Genomic DNA, 18,389 nt, shown 5'->3' on the forward strand with positions numbered 1-18,389 from the left:
ATGTTCGATAAAAGCGGCCATGCAGTGCCGCCAGTACAAATAATTATTTTCAAAGGCTTAGTTTCGATTTTCCCCGCCGCCCTGACCGCTTGTGCTATGATGCACGCCGTTTATCAACCCTGTTTTTGAGGACACAGAATATGTCTTGGTCGGCAGCAGACAGCGCGTCGCTTTACGGTATCCGCCATTGGGGCGACGGTTATTTTTCGGTGGGCGAAAACGGTCATGTGATGGTCAAACCTAACAACAACAGCGACACCGAAGTCGATTTATACGGCTTGGTGGCGCAGCTCAACGAGCGCGGGCAGGATTTGCCGATGCTGTTTCGCTTTCCCGATATTCTGCAAGACCGTGTGGCGCGGCTGTGTACGGCGTTTAACCGTTCCATCCGTAAAAACGAGTATCAGGGCAAATATACGGCGATTTATCCGATTAAGGTCAACCAGCAGGAATCGGTGGTGAAAAACATCATCGTGCCGAAAAACGATCAGGTGTCGATCGGTTTGGAGGCCGGTTCCAAACCGGAATTGATGATTGTGCTGGCGTTTGCGCCCAAGGGTGGCACGATTGTGTGCAACGGTTATAAAGACCGCGATTTCATCCGCCTTGCGCTCATCGGCCAGCGGCTCGGTCATGAAGTGTTTATCGTGATTGAAAAAGAGTCGGAAGTGGATTTGGTGATTCAGGAATCGAAAAATCTGGGCATCAAAGCCAATATCGGCCTGCGCGTGCGTTTGTCGTCGCTCTCGTCGAGCAAATGGGCCGACACGGGCGGTGAAAAAGGCAAATTCGGCCTTTCTGCCGCGCAACTGATTTCGGCGGTGGAAAAACTCACGGCGGCAGGTTTGGCCGACAATGTGAAGCTGATGCACTTCCATATGGGTTCGCAAATTTCCAATATTGCCGATTACCGCATGGGCTTTAAAGAAGCGGTGCGTTATTTTGCCGAACTGCGCGGGCTGGGGCTGCCGATTGAGTATGTGGACGTGGGCGGCGGTTTGGGTGTGGACTACGACGGCACGCACTCGCGCAATGCCAGCTCCATCAACTACGATATGGGCGAATATTCGCATGTGATTGTGTCGATGCTGGCCGAATATTGCAACGAACACAATATGCCGCATCCGCATATTTTCTCCGAATCCGGCCGCGCGATGACGGCGCATCATGCGGTGCTGGTGATGAATGTAACCGATGTGGAACGGCTGCCCGAGCAAGTGCCGGAAATTGCCGATCCGGATAACTTGTCGTTTGCCACCAAAAAGCTGATTACGCTGCTGGATACCAACGACAGCGAAATGGTAACCGAAACCTATTACCGCGTCGGCCATTATCTCACCGAAGTCACCGAGCAATATCTCGAAGGCAAAGTGCCGCTGAAAGAAAAAGCCTTGGCCGAGCAGCTTCATGCCGTGTTGTGCCGCCGTTTGAAAAACCAGCTTCAGGCGGGCAGACGTTCGCAACGGCAGGTGTACGACGACCTTACCGATAAGCTGGCCGACAAATATTTCTGCAATTTCAGCGTGTTCCAAAGCCTGCCCGACACATGGGCCATCGGCCAAGTGCTGCCGATTATGCCGCTGCACCGCTTGAACGAACGCCCCACGCGCCGCGCCGTGCTGCAAGACTTAACCTGCGATTCAGACGGCAAAATCAGCCAATATGTCGATCAGCAAAGCATCGAATCGAGCATGAGCGTGCATGATTTGAAACACGGCGAGCCGTATGTTTTAGGCGTGTTTATGGTGGGGGCGTATCAGGAAATTCTCGGCGATATGCACAACCTTTTCGGCGATACCGATTCGGTAAACGTGTATGTGCGCGACAACGGCAATATAGAATTCGGCGGCATGGAAGAGCATGACACCATTGAAGACATGCTCCACTATGTGCATCTTTCCACCGGCGAAGTGATTAACCGTTTTGAAGAAAAAACCCGCTGGGCGCAGCTTAAATCGACCGAGCGCAAACTGTTTACCGCCGAATTTATGCACGCGCTCAAGCAAAGCAGCTATTTGAGTACCGATCCGGAAGATGCAGAAGACTGATAAGCAAAGGTCTCGAGCCGTCTGAAACAGGCCGTCTGAAACATGATATAGTGCACGCGCTTTATCATTTTCAGACGGCCTGTTACATCATGGACACATCTACGCTTTACCTTATCCTCACCGCCCTTGCCGCCGCCTTTCTCGGCATCCTCATCACTTGGCTGATCCTGCGCAACAAACATCAGGCCGAGCAAAACCGCTTGAACAGCCAGCTTGCCGAACGCACCCAGCAATACCAATTCGCCGCGCAAGAGCAGGCCGAGGCGGAAAACGCGCTTGATGCCCTGCAACAGCAGTTTCAGACGGCCCAAACCGCCCTTGCCGCCGCCGAAACCCGCAGCAGCCAGATCGAGCCGCTGCAAAAAGAGCTGGCGCAAAGCCGCCGCCACGCGCAGGATTTACAGGCTGAAGTGCAGGAAATCCACAGCCGCTTTGCCGCCGCCAAACAGCACATCGAAGGCTTGCAGGCGCGTGAAAGCGAATTAGGCCGTCTGAAAGAAGATTATGCTCAATTGCAGCAAACCGTGGCCGATTTGAAAGTGCGCAACGAAAGGCTGCATACCCAAATCGAGCAGGAACGCCTTGCCTCGGAAGAAAAACTCGCTCTGCTGGCCGAAGCACGCCAAAGCTTAACCGACCAATTCCAAAATCTCGCCAACAACATTCTCGAAGAAAAAACCAAACGCTTTACCGAACACAACACCGAAAACATCAACCGCCTGCTCACCCCGCTCAACGAGCGCATGGGCAAATTCAGCGAGCTGGTGCAAAGCACTTACGAAAAAGAAGCCAAAGAGCGGCTCACGCTTGAGAACGAACTCAAACGCCTGCAAACCCTCAACACCCAGCTTCACACCGATGCCAAAGCCCTCACCGATGCGCTCACCGGCGTGCAAAACAAAACGCAGGGCAACTGGGGAGAGATGATTCTGGAAACCGTGCTCGAAAATTCAGGCTTGGTGAAAGGGCGAGAATATATTGTTCAAGCGGCCTCCGTGCGCCACGAAGAAGACGGCAGCACCCGCCGCCTGCAACCCGACGTGCTGGTCAACCTGCCCGACAACAAGCAAATCATCATAGACAGCAAAGTATCGCTCACTGCCTATGTGCGCTACACGCAGGCGCAAACGCCCGAAGAGGCCGAACGCGCACTCGCCGCCCACGCCGCCAGCGTCCGCAACCACATCAAGAGCCTGTCGCTCAAGCAATACAGCCATATCGAAGGCGTAAACACGCTTGATTTCGTATTTATGTTCATCCCCGTCGAACCCGCCTACCTGTTGGCTTTGCAGCACGACGACAACCTGTTTCAAGAGTGCTTCGACAAACGCATCATGCCCGTCGGCCCCAGCACGCTGCTGGCGACGCTGCGCACGGTGGCGAATATTTGGCGCAACGAGCAGCAAAACCAAAACGCCATCGCCATCGCCGAAGAAGGCGGCAAGCTGTACGACAAATTCGTCGGCTTCGTAACCACGCTGGAAAGCGTCGGCAAAAACATCGAGCAGGCGCAAAGCCAGTATCAAGCCGCGTTCAAACAGCTTTCCGAAGGCCGCGGCAATTTGGTGAACCGCGCCGAGAAACTGCGCAAACTGGGCGTGAAAGCCTCCAAGCAGCTTGAAAAAAATCTGGCGGAAAAAGCCGACAGCGGAGCATTGGAATTACCTGAAGGCAACGGGGAATAAAGGTTAAGAAGATACTTTGGCGAAATTCAGATAACAGCTTGAGGCCGTCTGAAAGCGATCTTGCGGGTTTCGCTCAAGTGAATGTAGAGAGCTTCGCCAAAACGAGCTTTGTGGGTTTTGCAAAGGTTTCAGATTGTCTATCCCGCCCGCAGATGGTTTTGGAATCAGCATGAAACAGAAACAGCCGCCTGTGCGAATACAGGCGGCTGTTGTGTTATCGGTTTCGCTGGCGGGCAGTGCTTCAGTTGGCAGTTTCCGAGTTTTCGTCGGTGGTTTCCATCGGCTGGCGGTCGTAAGCTTGGCGCTCGATATCGACAATGGTGTTTTCCAATGAACGGAATGCTTCGCTGTCGGGCTTTTTATCGCCTGTCGAAGTGCCGTCTTCCAGCCAGTATTCCTCTTTGCTGTCTTGGCCTTCTTCATAGTCCACCGTAGTGAGGCCGTAATAAGCCTGTTTGCCGTTGGGGTACCATAATTTTCTGCTGGATTCGGTGCCGGTGCTTTTTCTGGTTACCAGCCATTCGTCTATCTTTTTGCCGTTGAGGTACAGCGCTTCTTTTTCGGTGTTTTCGGTGAAATGCTGCTCGGCGCACAGTTCGCCGTTTTTGCAAAAATCGATGCGGCTGTAACGGCTGTCGGAGATCACATATTGAACGCTGGAGAGCTTGCCTTGATCGTTATAGATAGACAAATGACCGCGCGCGTGTGCGGAATCCGGATAGTTGGCATTGGTTACATAAAATAAATCGGTTTGCTTGCGGCCGTCGGCAAAAAAGTCTTGCGCCAAATAAAGGCCGTTGCTTTGCAGGCCGTAAGATTTGCGGAAATAGCCCTTATCTACCGGGGTTTCGCTGAGGTCGAAATTTTCATCAAAATAAATGATTTCTTTCACGCTTTGGCCTTTTGCAGCCTGTTGCAGGTGGGCGGTGCGTTTCAGGAACTCGGCTTCCGTCTGCGGCAGGGAAACGGTGTGGTTTGTCGCAAATACGTCATTGTTGGTCGGAATGGTTTGGCAGGCGCCGAGTGCCAGGGCAGCCAAAACCGGCAGCAGAATTTTTTTCATATCAGTATTCCTTTGTTCAGCGGGTTTGTTGGTGATAAACAGGGCAACCTTATTTTGAGCCGTGGCAGGCAGGCCGAGACCTTTGCAAAGCTCCCATCTGCGGCGCATTTCTGCCTTGTGCGCTGCTCGATCGTTTGCCTATCTATATGATATGTCTGCACTCGCTGTGCTGCTACGCCTTGAACTGCATCCACATCTGAGGGTTTTGTAAAAGTCTCTGGCCGTCTGAATGGTGCGGCAGGATAAGGTTTTGGCCGGTTTGATTATTGCGGTGGAATATTATCGGTCTTTGCAAAGCGGTGCAGGCGGAATGATTTATGCGGATGAAAATCGGGAAGAACGTATATAAATCATGCTGCGAACAGCGGCTTTTCCGCTGGTTTCGGTCGTGCGGAAAATGCGGCAGCGGGCAGCGAAGTAACCGTTTTCCAAGCTGTTTTTCACGATAAGAATGTTATAATCACCGCGCTAAACCTGTTTATAAGGTTTGAGGCCGTCTGAAATGTTTAGCGAAACCCGCAAGCTCGTTTTCAGACGGCCTCAATGCGGCAATTCCTTGCCATTGGATACCACTTTATACTTATCTTATCTGACACATTATGAAATTATTTCCTGCTTTAGAAAAACGATATTCCACCGAGCAGCTTTCCGCCGGTGATGCACAGCGTTTGGCACAAGAGATTGCCTTTGCTCCGGTTGTGTTCCAAGTGTCGCGCCTGATGGTGAAATTCGGCATTTTAGACCGCCTCAACGACAAGCAGGACGGCATGACGCTCGACGAAATTGCCGAAAGTGCCGGTTTGAGCCGTTATGCGGCGCAGGTGTTGCTGGAGTCTTCGCTGACCATCGGCACGGTGCTGACTCAAGATGACCGTTATCTTATTTCTAAAGCGGGCTGGTTTTTAATCAAAGACCCGATGGCACGCGTGAACATGGATTTTGTGCACGAGGTTTGCTATCAAGGTTTGTTTGATTTGGAAGCCACTTTGCTCAACGGCAAGCCCGAAGGTTTGAAAGTGTTCGGCAGCTGGCCGACGATTTACGAAGGTTTGTCGCAACTGCCTGCTATCACACAGGAAAAATGGTTTGCGTTTGACCATTATTATTCGGATAGCTCGTTTGCCGAAGCGCTGGCGATTGTGTTTGCCCGCCCGGTGAAAAAGCTGCTGGATGTCGGCGGCAATACCGGCCGCTGGGCGGTGCAGTGTGTGGGCTATGATCAGGACGTGGAAGTGACGATTATGGACTTGCCCCAGCAAATCGGCTTGATGCGCAAAGCGGTGGCCGGCAAGTTGGGCGAAGAGCGTATTCACGGCCATCCCGCCAATCTGTTGGACCCCGAAGTGCCGTTCCCCACGGGTTTTGACGCCATTTGGATGAGCCAGTTTCTCGATTGCTTCTCCGAGGAAGAGGTAACCAGCATCCTGAGCCGCGCCGCGCGTTCTATGGGTGACGATACCGACCTCTATATCATGGAGCCGTTTTGGGACAGGCAGAAATATGAAACCGCGGCATACTGCCTGACGCAAACCAGCATTTACTTCACCGCCATGGCCAACGGCAACAGCAAAATCTACCATTCCGAAGATATGATCCGCTGTGTGGAAAACGCCGGATTGCAGGTGGTGGAAATACACGACAAATTAGGCCGCGGACACAGCATCTTGCGTTGCCGCAAAAAAGCGTAAGGGATAACGCGGCAGTGCCGTTTGATCATCCGCATAGACAAAATATAGCAAGTCTATGCGGATAAAATTTATTCATACCATGCGAAAGGCCGAGACCTTTGTAAACCCCCCATCTGCGGCGCATTTCTGCGTTGTGCGCTGCTCGCTCGTTTGCCTATCGTGTGATATGTCTGCACTCGCTGCGCTGCTACGCCTTGAACTGCATCCACATCTGAGGGTTTTACAAAGGTCTCAGGCCGTCTGAAAATATTTTCAGACGGCCTTTAATCTTTACAGCAATAATCGGCTAAACCTTACACCACGCCTTGAGCCAACATAGCTTCGGCCACTTTCTTGAAGCCAGCAATGTTCGCGCCGTTCACATAGTTAACGTAGCCGCCTTCTTCGGTGCCGTTGGCCATGCAGTTTTCGTGGATGTTTTCCATGATGCCGAACAAGCGTTGGTCAACTTTTTCGCGCTCCCAAGAGAGGCGGATGTGGTTTTGGCTCATCTCCAAGCCGGAAGTGGCTACGCCGCCGGCGTTGGACGCTTTGCCCGGAGCATACAGAATCTTGGCGTGAACAAAAGCTTCAACCGCGCCCAGAGTAGAAGGCATGTTGGCACCTTCAGCAACGCAGAAGCAGCCGTTGGACAACAGGGCTTTCGCATCGTTTTCGTCCAGCTCGTTTTGAGTCGCGCAAGGCAGAGCCACGTCGCAAGGCACGCTCCACGGTTTTTTGCCTTCAAAGTATTCCAAACCTTGCTCTTTTGCATACACCGACAAGCGTTCGCGGCGCACTTCTTTCAGTTCGATCAAGGCGGTCAGTTGGGCTTCGGTCATGCCGCTGTCGGGAAAGAGTACAAAGCCGTTGGAATCGGAAACGGTCAGCACTTTCGCACCCAATTGGATACATTTTTCAGCGGCGTATTGCGCTACGTTGCCCGAGCCGGAAATCAACACTTTTTTGGCCGCCATGCTGTTGCCTTTGGTTTTCAGCATGCTGTCGGCGAAGTAAACGGTGCCGTAGCCGGTGGCTTCGGGGCGGATCAAGCTGCCGCCGTAGGGCAGGCCTTTACCGGTTAGCACAGAAGTAAATTCGTTGCGCAGGCGTTTGTATTGGCCGAACAGGTAGCCGATTTCACGGCCGCCCACGCCGATGTCGCCCGCAGGTACGTCGGTATCGGCACCGATGTGGCGGTAAAGCTCGGTCATGAATGCTTGGCAGAAGCGCATCACTTCGCCGTCGCTCTTGCCTTTGGGGTCGAAGTCGGAGCCGCCTTTGCCGCCGCCCATGGGTAGGGTGGTCAGGGCGTTTTTGAATACTTGTTCAAACGCCAAGAATTTCAGCACGCCCAAGTCCACGGTGGGGTGGAAGCGCAGGCCGCCTTTGTAGGGGCCGATGGCGGAGTTCATTTGTACGCGATAGCCGCGATTGACTTGAACCTGTCCTTTGTCGTCCACCCAAGACACGCGGAACATAATCACGCGCTCAGGCTCAACGATGCGCTCCAGCAGGCCGTGCTCGGTGTATTTGGGGTTTTTGGCAAGGAAGGGAGCAAGGCTGCCGAACACTTCTTCGACAGCTTGGTGAAACACGGGCTGGTTGGGGTCGCGCTGTTTGATTTTTTCAAACAGATTGTTCAGATTGACTGACATGAAAGTTCTCCGAAAGTAGTGGTTTAAAATAGATACAGTTAAGAAAATTTATTTGCTGCTAATATAAACTTCTTCAGTGTATTTGCCAAGAAAAAATTTGTAAAATTGTTGACATTATTTTTTTTATATTTTTTGTTTTTAAACGTTTTGTTTAAAAAAATATGTTTTTAAGAATATAGTTTTAAATTTTATTTTTATTTTGGTTTTATATGCCAATTTAAATAAACGCGATTATTGAAATCCGATATTTTTGCGGCGGGCGGTGCTGCCGCTTAAGGCCGTCTGAAAACCTTGGCATCGGCATCGGGCGGGTTTTCGCGTTGGGTGTGCGATTGGTGTACAATCGCCGCTTCACGTTGGCTGTAAGAAACGCCGAATCAGCCTTTTAAAGCAGCAGTTCGGCAAATGCCCGGCACTCACGGCTGAATCAGTATGATCAGGCCGTCTGAAAACACTCAGCTCTATCATTAAGGAATCCCATGAAAGCCTATCAAGACCTCATGCGCCATGTTTTGGAACACGGCACCGATAAATCCGACCGCACCGGCATCGGCACGCGCTCCATATTCGGTTATCAAATGCGTTTTGATTTAAGCCAAGGCTTTCCGCTGCTAACCACGAAAAAACTGCATCTGCGCTCGATTATTCACGAGCTTTTGTGGTTCTTAAAAGGCGATACCAATATCAAGTATCTGAAAGACAATAACGTTTCCATTTGGGACGAATGGGCGGACGAAAACGGCGATTTAGGCCCGGTGTACGGCTACCAATGGCGTTCTTGGCCTGCACCCGACGGCAGACATATCGACCAAATCGCCAATGTGGTGCGCCAAATCAAAACCAACCCCGACAGCCGCCGCCTGATTGTGTCGGCATGGAACCCCGCGCTGGTGGACGATATGGCTTTGCCTCCGTGTCATGCGCTGTTTCAATTTTATGTGGCCGACGGCAAACTGTCGTGCCAGCTGTATCAGCGCAGCGCCGACATCTTCTTGGGCGTGCCGTTCAACATCGCCAGCTACGCCTTGCTGACCATGATGATGGCTCAAGTGTGCGGTTTGGAAGCAGGAGAGTTTATCCATTCGTTCGGCGATGCCCATTTGTACAGCAACCATTTTGAGCAAGCCGAGTTGCAACTGACCCGCGACCCGCGCCCGTTGCCGCAGATGAAGCTGAATCCCGAAGTGAAAGATTTGTTTGACTTTAAATTTGAAGACTTCGAGCTGGTGGATTACGACCCGCATCCGCATATCAAAGCTGCCGTGGCAGTTTAGCCTTATCTGTATTGATTCATGTAATGAGGCCGTCTGAAAGCGAATGTAGTGAGTTTTGCTTTCAGACGGCCTCATTGCTTTTTAAGTATGCAGATAGGTTTTGTCGAAGCAGTCCGTTCAATCAAGCTCACGAAAAGTTATGACCGAGCAGGCGGCGCAGTCGGGCGGCTACTTCGGTGCCGCTTGCGCCGGACAATTCTGAAATCGACGCGGTTTTGTCGGCTCGGTAGCGGACGGTGCTGCCGATAGCCGCTTCAAAACGGTTGGCGCGGTCGGTAAGCAAATGCGGGTCGGCGGCGAGGATAACGGCGTGGGAAAGGACGCGGTAGCGGTTTTCCGCGCTTTTGTCGCGTTGCCAATGTTGGGCGGTTCCGGCAATTTTGCGGCCGTTGACGGCAAGGTTGAAGCGTCCGTCGCAAAACGAACCCTCTACGGCTTGGGCGGTGGCGGCGATGCCGAAGTGGCGCAGTAATTCCGAGAGCAGGTCGCACAAAGCTTGATAATGCGCTTCCGCAGCCGGTAAGGGATTGGGTGTGTCGGCGGTATAGCCCAAATGCAGGTTGATCACGCCGGCGGCTTGCGGCACCACGCCGCCGCCCGACAGGCGCACATGTACGGCCAAGCCCTCGCCGGACAGGATTTCACAGGCCGTCTGAAAGTTCGGACGGCCTTGCTGATAACTGCGCGGCACAACGATGCCGTCGCTGCCTTCGTGTATCAGCGCCATGCTTTCAGACGGCCCACCGACGGCTGCCAACAAAGCGCGTTCGTTGTCGGCCCAGCTGCGGGTAGAAAGATCGAAGCGGTGTTCGGGGTAAAACACACAGGGCGGAATCAGCGGCATGGGCGAAGCTCCGGCGGGGTGGGTAAGGTTTAGATAGTAAAAGAAAAAGATAAGGCCGTCTGAACTATATTGCGTTTCAGACGGCCTCTTTCTGTATTAACGGAACACCATGCCGCCATCGATAATCAGGGATTGGCCGGTCATGTAGTCGGAGTCTTCCGAAGCCAGATAATGTACCAGCGAGGCGACATCTTCAGGTAGTTGGGTGCGCCCCATCAGGATGCCTGCCGAGAATTTTTCAAATGCCTCACCGGGCTTGAGGCCGAGGTGCTTGCCCATTTCGGCGTCGATGCGATCCCACATTTTGGTGCCGGCAACACCGGGACAGTAGCCGTTGACCGTGATGTTGTGTTTGGCCAGTTCTTTGGCGGCGGCGATGGTGAGGGCGCGCACGGAGAATTTGCTGGCGCAATACACGCCCAAAAGATCGAATGATTCGTGACCGGCAATGCTGCATGCGTTGATGATTTTATACACGCGGCTGCTGTCTTGCTTTTTCATTTGTTCCGCTGCGGCCTGCATGCCGTAGAGTACGCCTTTGACGTTGATGTTGAACACGCGGTCGAAATCGGCTTCGGTAACGTCCAGCAGCGGCAACACTTCTTCAATGCCGGCGTTGTTGATAAACACGTCAACCCGCCCGAAAGTATCGACGGCATGCTGGACGAGTGCAAACTGATCTGCCCGTTTCGACACGTCGCCTTTGAACGAAGCAACGGGCTGATTACGGTTTTTGAACGCTTGCTCGGTTTGGGCGAGTTTATTGCCGTCGATATCGGATAAGACGATATTAAAGCCGTCTCGGGCAAGGCGTTCGGCAATGCCTTTGCCCAGACCGTCGGCAGAGCCGGTAATGACTGCGGTTTTTTGTTGGGGCATGGTGTTTCTCCTTGTTTTCCAATACTGATTTGAACAATATCTTTGCTTGTTGAAACAGGCCGTCTGAAAAAGCGGATGGCCTGCTTGGTAAAGTGAGCCTGTGGTTTTCTATTCATCCCCCACTCGAAGCGGGGGATGCGGTTGTCGGGCTTCGGGCTGTAATGAATGTACTTGCGTGAAACCGGCCTTATTCATCCACTTCGTCGGCAGACGGCGGCACCCAGTTGGCGATAAAGGCGTCGATGTCGGCTTCGGGGGTGTCGGCATCGGCGAGGATGCCGATCAGGGTTTTCACCGGCAGGGTTTCGCCTGCGCCGTGGAGGATGCGCCGCAATACGCCCGAGTCGGTGGCTTCGACGGCGTTGGTGAGTTTGTCGGTGTCGATGTTGAGGATTTCCATGCCTACGCTCACGGGTGTGCCGACTTCAATCAGCCATTCGTTGATGGTGCCTTCTTCCATGGTCAGACCCCATTTGGGGATGATGACGGGTTTGATGTTACTCATGGTTGTCTCCTTTGTTTATTGTGAATGCCGTCTGAAAACGTTTCAGAGGGGGCTGTTATGGTTTCAAAAGGCAGGCGTTTTTGCCCGCCTTTTGTCGGGCAGTTTGCCGATGGTGTTCTGGCAAAACTGACAAGCCCGCTTTGGCGAAGCTCTCCACATTCGCTTTCAGACGGCCTCAACCTTTCCTAATGTTTTGCGAACGGCTTCGGCGATTTGCTTGCCGCCGGGCAGGTAGAGTTTTTCCAGTACGTTGGAAAACGGCACGGGCGTGTGCGGCGGCGACACCATTTCGATGCCGGATTTGAGTGCGCCGAAGATTTGCTGGCACACTTGGGCGGAAATGTCGGTGGCGATATTGCAACGGGGGCTGGCTTCGTCCACCACCACTAAGCGGCCGGTTTTTTCCACCGATTTCAATACGGTGTCGATATCGAGCGGCGAAAGGGTACGCAAGTCGATAACTTCTGCTTCGATGCCTTCTTTTTCCAGCGCTTTGGCGGCGTCCATACTGCGCTGAACCATCATGCCGTAGGTAACGATGGTGGCGTCTTTACCTTCGCGCACGATGTTGGCTTGGCCGAAGGGGATGGCATACAGCTCTTCCGGCACGTCGCCTTTAACGGCATACAGGCTTTTGTGTTCGCAGAAAATCACGGGGTCGTTGTCGCGGATAGACTGTACCAACAAGCCTTTGGCGTCATAAGGGTTGGACGGACACACGACTTTCAAGCCCGGCACATGAGTAAACATGGGCGTGAGCATTTGGCTGTGCTGCGCCGCTGCGCTGAAACCGCCGCCGACCATGGCGCGGATCACGACGGGCGTTTCGGCTTTGCCGCCGAACATATAGCGGAACTTGGCAGCTTGGTTAAGGATTTGGTCGAAGCACACGCCCATAAAGTCGATAAACATCAATTCGGCAATCGGACGCAGGCCGCAGGTAGCGGCGCCGATGGCTGCACCGACATAGGCGGCTTCGGAAAGCGGCGTGTCGATAAGGCGGTCGCCGTGTTTGGCATACAGCCCTTTGGATAGGCCGAGTACGCCGCCCCAAGCGTCGCGTTCGCCGCTGGCGCCTGCACCGCCGACAATGTCTTCACCCATCATAATCACGGTGGGGTCGCGGCTCATTTCTTGGTCGATAGCTTCGTTAATCGCTAATTTCATGGTTAATTGGCGGGACATAATCTGTTTCTCCTGTTTTTATCGTTTTCAATAGCTTACATAAACATCTGTCAGCAAATCTTCCGGATTCGGCGCAGGTGCAGCTTTGGCTTCTTGTACCGAGCGTTCGATTAGCTCATGCACTTCTTGGTCGACGGCATCGAGTTCGGCATCGGTAAGTACGCCTGCTTCGGTTACGCGGCGGCGGAAGATTTTCAGGCAGTCGTGGTTGGCGCGCAGGTTGTCCACTTCGCCTTTAGGGCGGTAGGTTTGCGCGTCGCCTTCAAAGTGGCCGAAGAAACGGTTGGTTTTGCATTCCAGCAGCGCGGGGCCGCCGCCGTTGCGGGCGCGGCGGATCACTTCGCCGGCGGCTTCGTACACGGCGAAGAAGTCGTTGCCGTCCACCACCACGCCGGGGATGCCGAAACCGACGCCGCGGTCGGCGAAACTGTTGGCAGCGGTACCGTAGTCGCGTGAAGTAGATTCGGCGTAGCCGTTGTTTTCAATCACGAAAATCACCGGTAGATTCCAAATGGCCGCTAAGTTCAGGCTTTCCAGCACCGTGCCTTGATTGGCTGCGCCGTCGCCGCAGAAGGTAACGGCCACGCCGCCTTTGCCCTGAAATTTGGCGGCCAGCGCAGCACCGCAGGCCAGCGGCGCACCGGCACCGACAATACCGTTGGCGCCCATCATGCCTTTCGACAAATCGGCAATGTGCATCGAGCCGCCTTTGCCTTTGCAAAGCCCGTCGCGTTTGCCGTAGATTTCTTTCATCATGCCGATCACGTCCACGCCTTTGGCGATGCAGTGGCCGTGGCCGCGGTGGGTGCTGGCGATGCGGTCGTCGTCGTTCAGGTGGAAAATCACGCCCACGCCGGTGGCCTCTTCGCCGGCATACAGATGCACGAAGCCGGGAATGTCGCCGCGCGAGAAGTCGATATGCAGCCGCTCTTCAAACTCGCGTATCGTTTTCATGCGGCGGTACACTTCGAGCAGTTGGTCTTTATCCAAAGGCAGTTTGATGCTCATGGGTTTTCTCCTTGTTCAACGGTTTTTAGAGGGCGGCGGGCAAGGATGCCCGTCCTATATATGCGTTTTCAGACGGCCTTTCGGTTGTGTTTTATGAACGGCTTCGCGGGCTTGCCGTTTTCCGTAGGGCGGGCATCCCTGCCTGCCGTTGGTTTTTTGCGAGTGGAGGTTATTTGTCGATTTTTTCAGACGGCCTTCGGCATGGCTGACGGGCAAGGACACCCGTCCTATCCATGCCGTTTGCGCCTTTGAGCGCTCACATATTCCAGCACGGCAGGTACGTCCAGCGTGTAAAACGCCTCTTCCTGCAAAGTGATGGCGATGGTTTCGTCTTCGCGGAACGCTATTTCGCGCTCGCCGTCCAGCGCCACCAAGCCGGTTTGCCCGCTCAGGCGGTATTCTTCGTCTGCGTAGAAGCGGCGGTAGGCGGCAATGTTGATGTTTTCGATCATGCCGGGTGTGAGTACGGCCTGTACGGTAAACGCTTTGCCTGCCGCGTGCGGGCCGTACGACGGCACCAGTTCCACCAGCAGCCCGCCCGTTTCGTAACGGCCTACCGGCTGCAACACCGCTGCCACCGCCGACAGCCCCACGGCTTCAATCGACGCCTGCGTGGTGATAAACGTGCGCAGCGTGTCTGTTTCACTGATGGCTTTTGCGCCGAGAATGCCTTCGTTTAATACGGCGGCGTCGATGAGCGCGATTTCGTGCAGCACTTCCTTGCCCGAGGCGTCGTATTTGCAGATGTGCAGGCATTTGTTTGACCGCAAAGCCTCTTCACGCGGCACGTTTTCCGTGGCATACAAACCCACCGCCCAAGCAGTGACGGTCACTTCGCGCATCGGCGGAAACGCATTGTTGGTGCCGGTGGAAATACCTGCGATGGGAACGCAGCCGCAGCCTTTCATCACCGCGCGGTGCGTACCGTCGCCGCCCAGCACCAAAATGGCCGACACACCTTCTTCACGCATGATTTCAGCGGCTGCCACCGAGTCGTTGGTGTCGTTGTTCACCGTCATGTCCACCCAGCGCAGGCGCGGCAGCGGATAATCCAATTCGCTCATCACCGCCGGCAGCCGACGCTCCAGCAGCATGCGCAAACCTTCCATTTCCGGCATCAGCAACACTTCATCGACGCGGCACGCCGCCAGCGCGGACAAAATACGCACCAGCATATTCACACGTTCGCCCAGCGACAGCCCCGCCGCATGGGAAATAATCCGGCGGATATCGCGTGCGGAAACGGGGTTGGCGATGATGCCGACGCGGGTGGTGGCAGACATAATGTTTCTCCTTGCAGCACTTGCTGTTATTACCAACACAGCAAACCGCGTGCCTACAAGCAAATTAAAAAGTAACCAAATGATTTTAAAAGAAAGATTGATTTTGAAAACGTTTCAGACGGCCTGATGTGACAGTAACACCAAGCCTGTGTGACAATCGAAATGTGACAGATGTGACGTCCGCCCTTATCGCTATGTTTCAGCGAAACCCGCAAGCCCGTTTTAGCGAAGCTCACTGCGCTCACTTTCAGACAGCCTTAGCCATTCTTCATCATGTACAATAGCGGGTTTAAGCATTCGCACAACACAACGGAGCAAATATGAAACTCGAAACCCAAGCCATTCACGCCGGCTACAAGCCCGAACCCACCACCAAAGCCGCCGCCGTGCCGATTTACCAAACCACCAGCTACGCGTTTGACAACACTCAACACGGCGCTGATTTGTTTAACCTCAACGTGGCCGGCAACATCTACACCCGCATCATGAACCCCACTACCGCCGTTTTGGAAGAGCGTTTGGCCGCCATTGAAGGCGGTATCGCCGCCTTGTGCGTGGCCAGCGGCATGGCGGCGATTACCTACGCCATCCAAACCATCGCCGAAGCGGGCGACAACATCATCGCCACCAAAACCCTTTACGGCGGCACCTTCAATCTGTTTGCCCACACCCTGCCCAAACAAGGCATCGAAGTGCGCTTTATCGACCCGGCCAAGCCCGAAGAAATCGCCGCCAACACCGACGCGCGCACCAAACTGGTTTACTGCGAAAGCATCGGCAACCCCGCCATCAATGTGGTTGACCTGCGCGCCTTCGCCGAAGCCGCACACGCGCAAGGTTTGCCTTTGGTAGTGGACAACACCGTCGCTTCGCCCGCCTTGTGCCGCCCGATTGAGCTGGGTGCCGACATCGTGGTGGAATCCCTCACCAAATACATCGGCGGCCACGGCACCAGCATCGGCGGCGCGATTATCGACGGCGGCAAATTCGACTGGACCAAAGGCGACCGCTTCAAAGTATTGACCACACCCGACGTGTCTTATCACGGCGTTAATTACAGCGAACACTTCGGCCCCGCCGCCTACATCGCTCGCGCCCGCGTCGTGCCGCTGCGCAACACCGGTGCCGCCATCAGCCCGATGAACGTATTTTTAATCCTGCAAGGTCTTGAAACACTAGCGCTGCGTATGGAACGCCACAGCGACAACGCGCTGAAAGTGGCCGAATTTCTGCAAAAACACCCGCAGGTGAATTGGGTAAACTACCCCGGCTTGGCCGACAGCCCCTACAAAGCCCTGATTGAGCGCGACTTCGCCGGCAAAGCCTCCGGCCTGCTCAGCTTCGGCATCAAAGGCGGCATCGAAGCCGGCGGCAAGTTTATCGACGCGCTGCAACTGTTCACCCGCTTGGTCAACATCGGCGACGCCAAATCATTGGCCACCCACCCCGCCAGCACCACCCACCGCCAATTGAATGCCGAAGAATTGGCACAAGCAGGCGTGAGCGAAGACATGGTGCGCTTGTCTATCGGTATCGAACATATCGACGATTTGCTGGCTGATTTGGAACAGGCTTTGGCGGCTGCTAAATAAACCTTCTGCCGAAGTATGAACAAAGGCCGTCTGAAAACGAGCTATGCGGGTTTTCAGACGGCCTTTGGGTTTTACGCGAATTGCAAAGGCTGTCAAAACGGTTTCCACCTCTACCGCGTTACATCCCGACAAAAAACGTCACATGACAAAATAATAAACCTCCGCCTTCCGCATTCGGGCATAAAAACGACAAAAAATGTCAGATTTTTTACAATTAAAAATCTAAAAAGCATAATGAATTAATCATAAAATGACTAAAACATAAAATTAAAATATATAAAAATCAATAATATAAAATTTATTTTTCAAAAATTATCAAATTTGGCACAAGCATTGCTTAATACATAACATCTGCAAAAGGCAGTGCCGAAAATCCAAAGCGAAGCAGCCCGCAGCAGAAAATACATTCCTTTCTTTTTCGTAGTTGTAACCAAGCAGTAAACAAAAAGACACCGTGCCAAACACATTACGGTATATAACGATACAAACAAGTTACTCACTTTATTCTTAAATTTTGATTTTTTTAAACTGGAGTTTTAAACATGAAAGCAATGCAAAAAGGTTTTACTTTGATCGAGTTGATGATCGTTGTAGCGATTATCGGTATTTTGGCAGCAGTTGCTCTGCCGATGTACCAAGATTACACTGCCCGTGCAAAAGTATCTGAAGTGGTATTGGCAGCATCTCAGTGCCGTACTGCAATTAGTGAAGCTGCACAAACAGGTTTTTTGGGTAATGCAAAAGCTAACGGCTTTGGTTGCGGCGAGAATGAAACGACTTCTCAATATGTGGCATCTGTTACCACTGCCGATACAGGTGTGATTACGGTAACTGCGCAAAACATCAGCCAGCTTGGTACCAAAAATGTTTTGACTTTGACACCTTATAAAGATGCTGCGGGTACACAAGCTTTTGCTGCTGCAGACTTTAATCGTGCCAGCTTGGTTAACGGCGGTATTAAAGCATGGAAATGTACGGCTCCTATAGCCGGGTCGGGTAGGACCAGCAACGGTATTGAATCTAAATACCTTCCTTCATCTTGCCGTTAATTTTTAATTTAAGTAATCAAGATGTTGCAGAAGCCCTGCCCTTAACAAGGCAGGGTTTTCTTTAATCTTAAAATTTGATTCAGGTTGTCTGTAATATTTTTTTTGAATAAACAGCCATTTGGGAATAGCAGATTTGATAATGAAAACAAACAATACTCAAGGGTTTACTTTGATTGAGCTTATGGTTGTAGTGGCAATTATTGCTATTTTGGCTGCACTGGCACTGTCTACTTACCAAGCCTACACAATCCGTGCCAAAGTCTCTGAGGCTATTCTCGCCATGGCAAATTGTAAAGAGGCAGTTACAGAAGCATCGCAAACCGGCTTTATGAGTACTGTTACTGCGGCAAATGGTTTTAATTGCGGCAATTATGGAGCTACAACATTTACGGTTGATATTGATACCGACAGCAACGGTAAAATTACGGCTCTACTTCATAACATCCCGGGGCTTGACACAAACAATAAAGTGGAACTGATTCCTTACACTGATGCTGCGATGACGACACCGGCGGTGGCGGCTGATTTTGTGAGGGCTACGGCAAAAGAGGTGAGAGCGTGGAAATGTGCTGTGCCTGAAGAAAATGGCATAGCAGCCTTATACTTGCCGGCAAGTTGCCGTTAAAAGGCAGTCTGAAAAATTATTTAA

The 18,389-nt window shown here is 52.8% G+C and carries 17 protein-coding genes and 1 pseudogene; 9 read left to right on the forward strand and 9 right to left on the reverse strand.

Features of this window, described 5'->3' with window-relative positions; translation table 11 throughout:
- Positions 1–140: 140 nt before the first annotated feature.
- Both speA and rmuC read left to right on the forward strand, forming a co-directional pair.
- A complete protein-coding gene (speA, locus tag CKV66_RS03085; protein WP_085363353.1) occupies positions 141–2,048 on the forward strand; it encodes an arginine decarboxylase in 1,908 nt (635 codons plus the stop codon).
- Positions 2,049–2,137: 89 nt separating this feature from the next.
- Complete coding sequence (gene rmuC / locus CKV66_RS03090) at positions 2,138–3,733, forward strand: DNA recombination protein RmuC (RefSeq protein ID WP_085363354.1); 1,596 nt, start codon at positions 2,138–2,140, stop codon at positions 3,731–3,733.
- A 241-nt stretch (positions 3,734–3,974) separates the two neighbouring features.
- Here the strand turns inward: rmuC and CKV66_RS03095 are convergent, their stop codons facing one another.
- Entirely contained in the window at positions 3,975–4,796 is an 822-nt protein-coding gene (locus tag CKV66_RS03095; RefSeq protein ID WP_085363355.1) for a hypothetical protein, read from the reverse strand.
- An 82-nt stretch (positions 4,797–4,878) separates the two neighbouring features.
- Between CKV66_RS03095 and CKV66_RS12850 the strand changes: the two genes are divergently transcribed.
- The 3 genes and pseudogenes from CKV66_RS12850 to CKV66_RS12475 all read left to right on the forward strand — a co-directional run bounded on the left by CKV66_RS12850 (position 4,879) and on the right by CKV66_RS12475 (position 6,728).
- Positions 4,879–5,007, forward strand: coding sequence for a lipoprotein signal peptidase (locus CKV66_RS12850; protein WP_085363356.1), 129 nt, complete (start codon positions 4,879–4,881; stop codon positions 5,005–5,007).
- Positions 5,008–5,395: 388 nt separating this feature from the next.
- The gene (locus tag CKV66_RS03105; protein ID WP_085363357.1) at positions 5,396–6,484 is read left to right on the forward strand and encodes a class I SAM-dependent methyltransferase; all 1,089 of its coding nucleotides are present in this window, start codon (positions 5,396–5,398) and stop codon (positions 6,482–6,484) included.
- 113 nt (positions 6,485–6,597) lie between these two features.
- Positions 6,598–6,728 (forward strand): annotated as a pseudogene (locus CKV66_RS12475) (lipoprotein signal peptidase).
- A 49-nt stretch (positions 6,729–6,777) separates the two neighbouring features.
- Here the strand turns inward: CKV66_RS12475 and gdhA are convergent.
- Positions 6,778–8,121 (reverse strand): NADP-specific glutamate dehydrogenase, encoded by a 1,344-nt coding sequence (gdhA, locus tag CKV66_RS03115; protein WP_085363358.1) that lies wholly within the window; start codon positions 8,119–8,121, stop codon positions 6,778–6,780.
- Between the two features lie 479 nt (positions 8,122–8,600).
- Here gdhA and CKV66_RS03120 point away from each other — a divergent pair, with 479 nt between their 5' ends.
- The gene (locus CKV66_RS03120) at positions 8,601–9,395 is read left to right on the forward strand and encodes a thymidylate synthase (protein ID WP_085363359.1); all 795 of its coding nucleotides are present in this window, start codon (positions 8,601–8,603) and stop codon (positions 9,393–9,395) included.
- 127 nt (positions 9,396–9,522) lie between these two features.
- Here the strand turns inward: CKV66_RS03120 and CKV66_RS03125 are convergent, their stop codons facing one another.
- The 7 genes from CKV66_RS03125 to CKV66_RS03150 form a co-directional block, all read right to left on the reverse strand.
- Positions 9,523–10,239: a lipoyl protein ligase domain-containing protein gene (locus tag CKV66_RS03125; protein ID WP_085363360.1), complete on the reverse strand. Its 717-nt coding sequence runs from the start codon at positions 10,237–10,239 to the stop codon at positions 9,523–9,525.
- Between the two features lie 96 nt (positions 10,240–10,335).
- Positions 10,336–11,118 carry an acetoin reductase gene (locus tag CKV66_RS03130; protein ID WP_085363361.1) on the reverse strand — a complete coding sequence of 261 codons (783 nt, stop codon included), beginning with the start codon at positions 11,116–11,118 and terminating at the stop codon, positions 10,336–10,338.
- Between the two features lie 187 nt (positions 11,119–11,305).
- A complete protein-coding gene (locus tag CKV66_RS03135) occupies positions 11,306–11,623 on the reverse strand; it encodes a biotin/lipoyl-containing protein (RefSeq protein ID WP_085363362.1) in 318 nt (105 codons plus the stop codon).
- 165 nt (positions 11,624–11,788) lie between these two features.
- Positions 11,789–12,808: an alpha-ketoacid dehydrogenase subunit beta gene (locus CKV66_RS03140; RefSeq protein ID WP_085363363.1), complete on the reverse strand. Its 1,020-nt coding sequence runs from the start codon at positions 12,806–12,808 to the stop codon at positions 11,789–11,791.
- A gap of 27 nt (positions 12,809–12,835) precedes the next feature.
- Positions 12,836–13,816, reverse strand: coding sequence for a thiamine pyrophosphate-dependent dehydrogenase E1 component subunit alpha (locus CKV66_RS03145; RefSeq protein ID WP_085363364.1), 981 nt, complete (start codon positions 13,814–13,816; stop codon positions 12,836–12,838).
- 54 nt (positions 13,817–13,870) lie between these two features.
- Complete coding sequence (locus tag CKV66_RS12110; RefSeq protein ID WP_157739144.1) at positions 13,871–14,038, reverse strand: hypothetical protein; 168 nt, start codon at positions 14,036–14,038, stop codon at positions 13,871–13,873.
- A 5-nt stretch (positions 14,039–14,043) separates the two neighbouring features.
- Positions 14,044–15,099 carry an NAD(+)/NADH kinase gene (locus CKV66_RS03150; RefSeq protein WP_085363365.1) on the reverse strand — a complete coding sequence of 352 codons (1,056 nt, stop codon included), beginning with the start codon at positions 15,097–15,099 and terminating at the stop codon, positions 14,044–14,046.
- 320 nt (positions 15,100–15,419) lie between these two features.
- On the opposite strand from CKV66_RS03150, the gene CKV66_RS03155 reads away from it, so the two are divergent.
- From CKV66_RS03155 to CKV66_RS03165, 3 genes are all read left to right on the forward strand, one after another.
- On the forward strand, positions 15,420–16,691 hold the full coding sequence (locus CKV66_RS03155; protein WP_085363366.1) for an O-acetylhomoserine aminocarboxypropyltransferase/cysteine synthase family protein: 1,272 nt from the start codon (positions 15,420–15,422) through the stop codon (positions 16,689–16,691).
- 542 nt (positions 16,692–17,233) lie between these two features.
- A complete protein-coding gene (locus CKV66_RS03160) occupies positions 17,234–17,740 on the forward strand; it encodes a pilin (protein WP_085363367.1) in 507 nt (168 codons plus the stop codon).
- Between the two features lie 139 nt (positions 17,741–17,879).
- A complete protein-coding gene (locus tag CKV66_RS03165) occupies positions 17,880–18,365 on the forward strand; it encodes a pilin (protein WP_085363368.1) in 486 nt (161 codons plus the stop codon).
- The last annotated feature ends 24 nt before the right edge of the window (positions 18,366–18,389 follow it).

The sequence above is a fragment of the Neisseria zoodegmatis genome (genome assembly GCF_900187305.1).
Classification (GTDB): domain Bacteria; phylum Pseudomonadota; class Gammaproteobacteria; order Burkholderiales; family Neisseriaceae; genus Neisseria; species Neisseria zoodegmatis.